This window comes from Pseudomonas sp. KB_12 (genome assembly GCF_052114545.1).
Taxonomy (GTDB): Bacteria; Pseudomonadota; Gammaproteobacteria; order Pseudomonadales; family Pseudomonadaceae; genus Aquipseudomonas; species Aquipseudomonas brassicacearum.
Window position 1 is genome coordinate 1 of sequence record NZ_JBFREY010000068.1, and the last position, 10,460, is coordinate 10,460.

Here is a 10,460-nt window from a genome sequence, read left to right on the forward strand (position 1 = left end):
TGGCCGAACGCAGGCATTGCGCAGTGGGCACCTCGGCATGGATGCCGAGGTAGCCGCGCTGGGCCATGGATGGCCCTTCGCGGCGGCCCACGGAGCAATGCCGGAGTGAGGGCATGCCGAGCCTAGGCGAGGCACCGAGTGGTGGGGCAGGAGCGCTTTGGTTACTTTCGCGCTTTTCGAAAGTGACCCGCCGTCAGGGCGGAACCCTAAGCCGCCGTTACCGCAGCAACGGATATGTACCCAATCCAATCCAACCCAACCCCCAGTCACCCCAAAATCGGCTTCGGCGCCGTAGGGTCGGCCTGCTCTTCGGGGATCTTGACGAACACGCTATACCGCGCCCCCTCCATCGCTTCGAAGGCAATGAGTTTTTCGATCAACGGCCCGCTCAGGATTTTGCCAGCGTTGAGCAGCAACATGCCGTTGTCGGCATTGAGGTTGCGCGCCAGGATCATCCCCGCGGTCAACTCGCGCGTGGTGGAGACTTGTACCGTCGGGTCCGACAGGGTCACGTCTTCCAGGTATTCGGCACACGCCTGGATGAAATCCTCGATCATATCCGGGTCGTACAGCTTGCCCGCGTACTTGCGGATGTAGACCAGCGCTTCGTCGCTGTTCATCTGCCGCTCCAGGATCAACCCGCGCTGCAGCTCGATGAAGTCCACCGCCAGTTTCAACAGCCGCGAACCGAACGGAATGGCCTCGCCCCGAAGGTGCTCGGGGAAACCGCTGCCGTCCCAACGCTCCTGGTGATGGCGAATGATCCGCGCCGCGTCCTTCATCGGGTCCAGGGTCATCAGCAGCGACTCGCTCTGCTTCGGATAGGCCCGATAGAGCTCAAGTTCGTTGTGGTGCAGCAAGTCGGCAGGCGTGACCATCATGTTGTCGGTCCAGCTCAGCTTGCCGATGTTGTAGAGCGCCGCGGCCATGGTCAGGTCGCGGTCGGCGGACTCATCGAGGAAATGCAGCCGGCTATAGACCCTGATCAACTCGATGATCTGCCGGTTGGTCTGCTTGGCCTTGGGCAGGCGCAGGTTGGCGATCAGCGAAAACACCTCGGTGCTGGTCACATAACTGCGCTTGAGCTCGTCATAGGCCAAATCGAGCATGTCGGCGGTCTGCTGCAGCTCGGAGGTGCGCGACGCCACGCGTTTTTCCAGGGTGGCGTTAAGGGTCTTGAGTTGCTGGTTCTGCTCGCGGTTCAGCGCTTCGAGGCGCTGGCGCTCGCTTTCGGAATGCTGGTGGGACAGGGCCTGGCGCAAGGCCTGCACCAGTTCCTCATCGTTCCAGGGCTTGCTGAGGTAGCGATAGAGCTGCCCCTCGTTGATGGCCTTGGTCATCATGTCCACATCGGCATAACCGGTGAGCAGGATGCGCAAGGTCGATGGGTACAGCTTGCGGATTTCGGCCAGCAGCGTGGCGCCATCCATGTTCGGCATGCGCGCATCGGTCATCACCAGGTCGACCGGCCGCTCCTTGAGAATTTCCAAGGCCTTGGCGCCACTGTCGGCCAGCAGAATCTCGTACGGCTGGCTGCGCAATAGCCGACGCAGGCTATTGAGGATCGACTCTTCGTCATCGACCAACAGCACCGCTGGTTTCCTTACCGAAACATCCGGCGATTGATCTTCCATTTGAACCCCCCCTCCTATTCACGACAACCGTTCTACCTTACCCCCGAAATACAGGCTAGTAGATTGCGAACATTTAGACACATTTGCCATCACTGGCCGAGCGTATCCCGATGAGACGACTATGCTGTATCCCATGAAGGGCCAAGTACAGGCCGAATACTCATGCCAGCGAAAGGGATATCAGATGTTCCCAGGGTTCTATAGTCAGCATCAAAGTGGTGCACGGCCATGAGCCTGCCATTGGATAAAACCAATCGGCGGATCCTGATCGTCGACGACACATCGACCATCCATGAGGATTTTCGCAAGATCCTCAGCCCCCAGGCGGACGCCAATGACCATCTGAGCAGCGCCGAAGAAGCCCTGTTCGGCTCGCCCGTGGCGGTCTCCGGCACGAGTTTCGTGCTCGATTCGGCGTTCCAGGGCATGGAAGCCCTGAACAAGGTCGAAACGGCACTGGCTCAAGGGCAACCCTTCGCCATGGCGTTCATCGACATGCGCATGCCGCCGGGGTGGGACGGCCTGGAAACCATCGAGCGGCTGTGGCGCGCCGACCCCAAGCTGCAAGTGGCCCTGTGCACCGCCTACTCGGACTATTCCTGGGAAGACATCGCCGACCGCCTTGAACTGGGCGATCGCCTGCTCATCCTGAAAAAACCCTTCGATGCCATCGAGATCCGCCAGATGGCCTGCACCTTGACCGTCAAATGGCAGATGACCGAAGACGCGGCGCTGAAAATGGACATGCTCGAGCGCGCGGTCGAAGAACGCACCCGCGAACTGGCCGACGCCAACATCATCGTGCAGAACAGCCCGACCATTCTCTATCGCCTGCGGGGCGAGCCACCGTTCGCATTGATGTACATCTCCCACAACATCACCAAGTTCGGCCATTCCGCAGCGCAACTGACCAACTCGCCGGACTGGGCGCAAACCCTGATCCACCCCGACGACCAGGAGAAGGTCCATGAGGCCATGGTCCGCGTCCTGGACCGCGATTCCGCAGGGGCGTCCATCGAGTTCCGCATGCACACCGGCGACGACACGTTCCGCTGGGTGGAGAACCGCTACATTCCGGTGCGCAACGACCATGGCCTGTTGCTGGAAATAGAAGGCATCATCCTCGACATCACCGAACGCAAGCTGGCCGAAGAAAAAATCGCCCTGCTGGCCCGCACCGACGGCCTGACCGGGCTGGCCAACCGCGCCACCATGATCGAGCGCCTGCACCAGGCCTTCGCCGCCGCTCGTCGGGGTGCCGCACCGTTTGCGATGTTCTACCTGGACCTGGACCACTTCAAACGGATCAACGACACCTTGGGCCACCCCATCGGCGACCTGCTGTTGCAGGAGGTCGCCGCTCGCATCAAGGCCTGCACCCGGGAAAACGACGTGGTGGCGCGCCTGGGCGGCGACGAGTTCGCCCTCCTGCAACTGGATGTCCATGAAGCGACCCATTGCGCCGCGTTGGCGGGCAAGGTCCGCGATGCCCTCGTGGCGCCGTATTCCCTGGACGGCAACGATGTGCGGATCTCGGTGAGCATCGGCATCGCCCTGTACACCCCGCAGAGCCTGAGTGCCGACAGCCTGATGGCGCAGTCCGACATGGCCCTGTACCGCTCCAAGGAAAAGGGCCGCAACCAGTACCATTTCCATAACGAGGAAATTAACCAGGAAGTCACCGACCGGGTCGCCCTCGCCAATGACCTGCGCCAAGCCATTGAAAACAACGAACTGCACCTGCACTACCTGCCGGAAGTCGACCTCGGCACCGGCAAGATCCTCGGCATGGGCGTGCAAGTACGCTGGAACCACCCCCAACGTGGCTGGCTGGAACCGGCGGCCTTCATGCCCGCCGCCGAGAAAACCGGGATCATCATTGGCCTGGGGCATTGGGTACTGGACCAGGCTTGCCAACAAATGCGCCAGTGGCGCGACCAGGGCATGGCGCCCCCGGTGATCGCCATCGACCTGTCCCTGACCCAGCTCAAGACCGGGCCGGAACTGATCTACGACGTGCTGCGCACCACCGCGCGCTGGGAACTGGCGCCCTGGGACCTGCGCTTCGACGTCACCGAAGCCACCCTGGCCCAGACCAAGTGGACCCACAACGACGTGCTGCCGCGCCTCTGCGAATTGGGCGTGCAGATCGCCATCGATGACTTCGGCACCGAGTACTCCTCGTTCGATTACCTCAAGACCTACCGGGTCAATCACCTCAAGCTCGCCCAGCGTTTCCTCGACAGCGCCAACGCCGACCCCGAGAACGCCACGACGTTGCGGGCGATCATCAACTTCGCCCGGGACGTGGGCATCGGGATCATTGCCGAAGGTGTCGAGACCCAGGAGCAACGCACCACGCTGATGTCCAGCGGTGGAGCGATGCAGGCCCAGGGGCATTACTTCAGCACCGTGGTCGACAGCGGCCAGGCCGCCGAACTGCTCAAGGCCGGCACCATCATTCCCGCGACAGACCACTGGACCCGACCGGCGAGCCAGCTATCGGAGAGTAATCCATGAACCCCATGTCGGTACCTGCCAACCGGCGAATCCTGGTGGTGGACGACACGCCCGCGATCCACCAGGACTTTCGCAAGATCCTCAGCCCCAGCGCCGGCAGCGATGACTCACTGGACGACACCGAGAGCCTGCTGTTCGGCACCCCGCAGGTCAGCCGGCTGCAATTCCAGATCGACTCGGCCTACCAGGGCGAGGAGGCGCTGGAACTGGTCAAGCGCGCCCAGGCCGAAGGCCAGCCCTATGCGCTGGTGTTCGCCGACATGCGCATGCCACCGGGCTGGGACGGCCTGCAAACCATCGAGGCGCTGTGGGAGGCCGACCCGCGCCTGCAAATCGCCCTGTGCACGGCGTTCTCGGACTACACCTGGGAAACCATGTCCGAACGGATCGAGTTCGACGATCAGTTGCTGATCCTCAAGAAACCCTTCGACACCCTGGAAATCCGCCAGATGGCCAGCGCCATGACCTGGAAATGGCAGCTGGCCCAGGATGCGGCGAGAAAAATGCGCAGCCTGGAACGCACGATCGAAGAGCGCGTCCAGGAATTGCTCAAGGTGTCCCACCTGCTGCAATACGACGTGCTCACCGAACTGCCCAACAGCATGTTGCTCGGCGATCGGCTGACCCAGGCCATGGCCCAGTGCCGCCGGCACGATCGGCAGCTGGCGGTGATGTTCATCGGCCTGGACCGCTTCAAGCGTATCAATAACGCGCTGGGCCATCCCGTGGGCGATGAAATGCTCAAGCGCGTGGCCCGGGCGCTGGCCACCGTGGTGCGCGAATCCGATTCGGTGTTTCGCTACGGTTCCGATGAATTCGTGGTGATACTGGGAGATGTGGTCGACCCGCAACAGACCAAAGGCGTGGCCGACAAACTGCTGGCGGCCATCAGTTCCCCGCAACCCATCGACGGCCATGACCTGACCGTCACCGCGAGCCTGGGCATCAGCGTGTATCCCTCCGACGGTTTCGACGCCGTGGCGCTGATCAAGAAAGCCGAGACAGCGATGCGCAACGTCAAGGAAACCGGCCCCAACGACTATCGGTTTTTCACCGAAGACATGAACCGCCGGGCTCGTCAGCAACAGACCATCGAATCCGGCCTGCGCCTGGGCCTGCAACGCAAGGAATTCGTGCTGCATTACCAACCCAAGCTCGACCTCAAGAGCGGCAAGGTGGTCGGCGTCGAGGCGCTGGTGCGCTGGAACAGGCCGGATCATGGCCTGGTCTATCCCTCGGATTTCATTCCGGTGGCCGAGGACAGCGGCCTGATCGTTCCGCTGAGCCAATGGGTGTTGCAGGAAGCCTGCCAGCAGGCCTGCCGTTGGCAAGCCCAGGGCATGCGCCCGCTGTACCTGTCGGTGAACGTCTCGGCCATCGATTTCCGCCAGCGCGGCTTCGTCGAAGGCATCGCCCGCACCCTCAAGGAAACCGGCCTGGCTCCGACACAGTTGGAACTGGAGATCACCGAAAGCGTCCTGATGCAGAACGTCGATACCACGGTCGCCATCCTCAAGGCCATCAAGCAGCAGGGGATTCGCCTGGCCATCGACGACTTCGGCACCGGCTATTCGAGCCTGAGCTATTTGCAGAAATTTCCGGTGGATGTGTTGAAGATCGACCAGTCGTTCGTCGGTGACCTGAGCATCGACAGCAACGACGCCAAGCTGGTGAGCACCATCATCAGCCTGGGCAAGAGCCTGAACCTGCACATCATTGCCGAAGGGGTGGAAACCCGTGAGCAGCTTGAGTTTCTCAAACAGCACCACTGCGAGGAGGTCCAGGGTTATTACTTCAGCAAGGCCGTCGAACCGCAGGCCTTCGCCGATTGGATGACCGAGTGGGAAAAACGCCAGAACCCGTTTTCGTGAACACCTGAGTGTTATCAACCAAAGTTTCAAGGAAAGCATCCCATGGCGTTACATGGACTGATTCTGGCTCTCGGCCTGCTCGTGGGATCAAGCGTGACCGCTCACGCCGAACCACTGGACGAACCCCTCAAACCCCTGCCCCCGATTCCGGCCCTGGACCCCAAGCGCGTCCAACTGGGGCTGCGGCTGTTCAATGACCCGCGATTGTCGGTCAACAACACCCTGTCCTGCGCCAGTTGCCATCACCTGGACAAGGGCGGCGCCGACGACAAGCCGTTTTCCCTGGGGTTCGACGGCAAGCCCGTGGAGGTCAATACACCCACCGTGTTCAATGCCGGGCTGAACTTCCATCAGTTCTGGGATGGCCGCGTCGAAACGTTGGAAGAACAGGTGCACTTCGTGGTGATCAGCCCCACGGAGATGGCCAATACCTGGGAATCGGTGGTCAAGCGCATCGCCGATGACCCGGGCTATAGCAAGGACTTCAAGGCCGCCTACCCCGACGGGGTGAACGAGCCCAATATCCGCAGTGCCCTGGCCGATTACGAGCGCACCTTGCAGACACCCAATTCGCGCTTCGACCAATACCTGCAGGGCAATACCGACATCCTCACGCCCCGGGAAAAGTTCGGTTACCAGCGTTTCAAGGAGTACGGCTGCATCGCCTGCCACCAAGGCGTGAACATCGGCGGCAACATGTTCCAGAAGTTCGGGGTCATGGGCGACTACATCAAGGACCGGGGCAACCCCACCCGAGCCGACGAAGGACGCTACAACATCACTGGCGATGAGGCCGACCGCCAGGTCTTCAAGGTGCCGAGCCTGCGCAACGTGGCCGTCACCGCCCCGTATTTCCATGACGCGTCGGCGCCGACCCTGGAACGCGCGGTGGAGGTCATGTTCAAGTACCAATTGGGGCGTGAGCCCCTCAAGAACGATACGACCCTGATCGTCGAGTTCCTCAAGACGCTGACCGGTGAATCGGAGGGCAAGCCTCTATGACCACTCTCCGTCGCCTCGGTCTTGCATTCATCGGTCTGTTGCTGGCATCAGTCCTGCTGTTCATGTACATCAACTCAGGCGCCCAGCAGGCCGCCTCGTACATTGAGTCCCGGGACCTGATCCGCCTGCTCAAGCAACAGGACGCCATCTGGGACAACGAAGTACTCAAGTCGCGGATCGCCCTGACCCACAACTACGACCCGCTGGTCTCCCCCCTGCACGAAATGTCGCGCCTGTGGCAGCGCCTGGACGCCATCGAATCGGAACCGGGGCGCCATGGGCCATCGCTCTGGGAGGCCCAGCGCGACGAATATCTCAAGGCGGTCAAGGAAAAAACCCGTCTGGTAGAACAGTTCAAATCCCATAACGCGGTGTTGCGCAACTCCCTGGCCTTCCTGCCCACTGGCGAGGACGACATCCAGGGCCAGTTCGCCCGGCTGCCCGACACGTACAAACTGGATTTGCAGAGCGTTGCCATCGACACTTACGACCTGTTGCTCAGCGCCATGGAGTTCGCGCAGCTCAGCTCCCCTGAGATCGCAGCCCAGGTCCTGTTGGGCTTGAACCAGCTGGATATCAACAAGGAGCGCCTGCCTGAGGGGTTGCTCAACTCCGTCGAAGTCCTGCGCAGGCACATCGGGGTGATCCTGCGCGAACAGCCACGGGTCAATGAGTTGTTACTGGGCATCGAAGCGATCCCCTTGGCCAATCGCCTGGACACCATCACCCAACTGCTTGAGAAAGACCAGGCAAAAGCCGCCGCCAAATACGAGCGCAACCACGTTTACCTCCTGGTGTTCGCCACGGTCCTGGTGCTGATCCTGATCTGGCTGGCAATCCGGCTGATACGCAGCTTCGCCGAGATCAAGCGGGTCAACAACGCCCTGCAAACCGCCAACGACGAGCTGGAGCAACGGGTCGAGGAGCGTACCCGCCAGCTCAAGGACACCCAGAGTGAATTGATGGACACCGCCCGCCAGGCCGGCATGGCGGAAATCGCGACCAACGTGTTGCACAACGTCGGCAACGTCCTCAACAGCGTGAACATCTCCGCCGACCTGGTCAGCCGTAAACTGCGCAGCAGCAAGGCCCTGGGGCTGGGCAAGGCGATGCAACTGTTCAACGAGCACGCCGATGACCTCGGGCACTTTCTCACCGAGGACGCCAAAGGCAAGCTGCTGCCCGGCTACCTCAACCAACTGGTCGAGGCCATCGCGCTCGAGCAACAGGGCCTGACCGACGAACTGGCCCAACTGAGCAAGAGCGTGGACCACATCAAGGACATCGTCTCCACCCAGCAATCCTATGCCGGGGCCAACAGCCTGCTGGAACCTTTGGTAGTCAGCGAGCTGCTTGAAGATGCCCTGCGCATGAACTCCGGCGCACTGACCCGCCATCATGTTACGGTGATCAAGGAATACGGCGAAGTGCCGCGGATCATGGGTGACAAACACCGCTTGCTGTTGATCCTGATCAACCTGATCAGCAACGCTAAATACGCCATGGCCGGAGTGTCCAACCATGCGCGGAACATGACCCTGAAGGCTGCCGTCGTCGATGGCCAGACCCTGCAAATCAGTGTCAAGGATGAAGGCGAAGGCATCCCGGAGGAAAACATGACGCGTATCTTCGCCCACGGTTTTACCACGCGTAAGGAAGGCCACGGCTTTGGCCTGCACAGCTGCGCATTGGCGGCCATTGAAATGAACGGCCAACTCACCGCCCATAGTGAGGGGCCAGGCACGGGGGCAACGTTCCAACTGCAACTGCCCCTGAAACTTGCAGAAGGTGAGCCATGAATAGCATGAGTAACCGCCGTATCCTGTTGATCGACGATACACCCGCCATTCATGAAGATTTCCGCAAGATCCTCACCCCGGAGGATGACAGCAACGCTGACTTGCTGGACATGGAAAGCGCGCTGTTCGGCGATGCGCCAAAACCTGCCGCCACGGTGTTCGAACTCGACTCGGCCTATGGCGGGCAGGAAGGCCTGAACAAGTTGCTGGAGGCATCGGCAAAAGGGCGTCCTTATGCCCTGGCCTTTGTCGACATGCGCATGCCCGAAGGCTGGGATGGCGCCAAGACCATCGAAGAACTGTGGAAACGCGACCCGTTGCTGCAAGTGGTGGTCTGCACCGCGTATTCGGATTATTCCTGGGATGAACTGCTCGACCGCCTGAACGGCCACGACCGTTTGCTGATCCTGAAAAAGCCATTCGACAACATCGAAGTCCAGCAGATGGCCAACACCCTGACCACCAAATGGGAAATGACCTCCCGTGCGCAACTGAAAATGAACAAGCTCGAAGATCTGGTGGAACAACGCACCCAGGCGTTCAAACAGGCCAGCGAGCTGCTGCAAATGGAGATCGACGAACGCAAGATGCTGGAAACCCAACTGGTGCAATCGGAAAAGCTCGCCTCGCTGGGCCAGTTGGCGGCCGGGGTGGCCCACGAAATCAACAACCCGATCGGTTTCATTTCTTCCAACCTGGGAGCGTTGGACGGCTACTTCGGCAAACTCCAGGAAATGCTCAGCGCCTACGGCAGCGCCGAGGAGGCCATCGCCTCGCCGGAACTGGTGGTGAGTTTGCGCAAGCTGCGTGAACAGGTGGAGCTGGACTTTCTCGTCGAGGACATCCCCCTGCTGATCAAAGAGTCCAAGGATGGCATTGGCCGGGTCGGGCAGATCGTCAAGGACCTGAAGGACTTCTCCCGCGTCGATTCCAGGCAGGAATGGCAGATGGCCAATTTGCAGCAGGGCATGGATTCGACGTTGAACATCGTCGCCAATGAAATCAAGTACAAGGCCGACGTGGTCAAGGAATACACGCCGTTGCCGGAAGTGGAATGCCTGCCGTCGCAGATCAACCAGGTGATCATGAACCTGATCGTCAACGCCGCCCAGGCCATCGGCCCCGAGCGCGGCACCATCACCCTGCGCAACGGCGTTGGTGACGAAACCGTCTGGATCGAAGTGGCGGACAACGGCTCAGGCATCCCCCCCGAGACCCTGCAGAAAATCTTCGACCCGTTCTTCACCACCAAACCCATCGGCCAGGGCACGGGGCTCGGGCTGTCGTTGTCCTACGGCATCGTGAAAAAACACAACGGCGAAATCACGGTACGCAGCGAAGTCGGCGTCGGCACTACCTTCCGCGTGGAATTGCCGGTGCGGCAGATGAAGCAGGCGAGCTGAACACGCCGGCAGTCCAAATTGTGGGAGCGAGCTTGCTCGCGATAGCGGTGGGTCAGTCAATGCAGGTGTTGAGTGTGCAACCGCCATCGCGAGCAAGCTCGCTCCCACAGGTTTTTCTGGCGCTCATAAACTGTGATTCCAGCCAATACGCAGCCCCTGTGGCGAGGGAGCTTGCTCCCGCTCGGCGGCGCAGCCGTCGCAAACCGGCTGACGCGGTCTACCTGAATGATC

The 10,460-nt window shown here is 60.9% G+C and carries 6 protein-coding genes; 5 read left to right on the forward strand and 1 reads right to left on the reverse strand.

Annotation, left to right across the window (positions count from 1 at the left end; translation table 11 throughout):
* Positions 1–266: 266 nt before the first annotated feature.
* Positions 267–1,634 carry an HD domain-containing phosphohydrolase gene (locus tag AB4Z20_RS27710; RefSeq protein ID WP_442091168.1) on the reverse strand — a complete coding sequence of 456 codons (1,368 nt, stop codon included), beginning with the start codon at positions 1,632–1,634 and terminating at the stop codon, positions 267–269.
* Positions 1,635–1,862: 228 nt separating this feature from the next.
* Here AB4Z20_RS27710 and AB4Z20_RS27715 point away from each other — a divergent pair, with 228 nt between their 5' ends.
* Genes AB4Z20_RS27715 through AB4Z20_RS27735 form a run of 5 tightly spaced genes read left to right on the forward strand, consistent with a single transcriptional unit; the run spans position 1,863 to position 10,229 of the window.
* Positions 1,863–4,154, forward strand: a complete 2,292-nt coding sequence (locus tag AB4Z20_RS27715; protein ID WP_442091169.1) for a GGDEF/EAL domain-containing response regulator — start codon at positions 1,863–1,865, stop codon at positions 4,152–4,154.
* Positions 4,151–6,025, forward strand: a complete 1,875-nt coding sequence (locus AB4Z20_RS27720) for a putative bifunctional diguanylate cyclase/phosphodiesterase (protein WP_320389386.1) — start codon at positions 4,151–4,153, stop codon at positions 6,023–6,025. The genes AB4Z20_RS27715 and AB4Z20_RS27720 overlap by 4 nt, the downstream gene beginning before the upstream one ends.
* Before the next feature lie 42 nt (positions 6,026–6,067).
* Positions 6,068–7,027, forward strand: coding sequence for a cytochrome-c peroxidase (locus AB4Z20_RS27725; protein ID WP_442091171.1), 960 nt, complete (start codon positions 6,068–6,070; stop codon positions 7,025–7,027).
* The gene (locus tag AB4Z20_RS27730) at positions 7,024–8,826 is read left to right on the forward strand and encodes a DAHL domain-containing protein (RefSeq protein WP_442091173.1); all 1,803 of its coding nucleotides are present in this window, start codon (positions 7,024–7,026) and stop codon (positions 8,824–8,826) included. The genes AB4Z20_RS27725 and AB4Z20_RS27730 overlap by 4 nt, the downstream gene beginning before the upstream one ends.
* Entirely contained in the window at positions 8,823–10,229 is a 1,407-nt protein-coding gene (locus AB4Z20_RS27735; RefSeq protein WP_253477681.1) for an ATP-binding protein, read from the forward strand. Before AB4Z20_RS27730 ends, AB4Z20_RS27735 begins: the two co-directional genes overlap by 4 nt.
* Positions 10,230–10,460 lie beyond the last annotated feature (231 nt).

Bases quoted from the DNA above. Each gene is read 5' to 3' on its own strand.
- AB4Z20_RS27720 (WP_320389386.1), top strand. From the start codon at position 4,151: ATGAACCCCATGTCGGTACCTGCCAACCGGCGAATCCTGGTGGTGGAC.
- AB4Z20_RS27730 (WP_442091173.1), top strand. From the start codon at position 7,024: ATGACCACTCTCCGTCGCCTCGGTCTTGCATTCATCGGTCTGTTGCTG.
- AB4Z20_RS27710 (WP_442091168.1), bottom strand. From the start codon at position 1,634: ATGGAAGATCAATCGCCGGATGTTTCGGTAAGGAAACCAGCGGTGCTG.
- AB4Z20_RS27735 (WP_253477681.1), top strand. From the start codon at position 8,823: ATGAATAGCATGAGTAACCGCCGTATCCTGTTGATCGACGATACACCC.
- AB4Z20_RS27725 (WP_442091171.1), top strand. From the start codon at position 6,068: ATGGCGTTACATGGACTGATTCTGGCTCTCGGCCTGCTCGTGGGATCA.
- AB4Z20_RS27715 (WP_442091169.1), top strand. From the start codon at position 1,863: ATGAGCCTGCCATTGGATAAAACCAATCGGCGGATCCTGATCGTCGAC.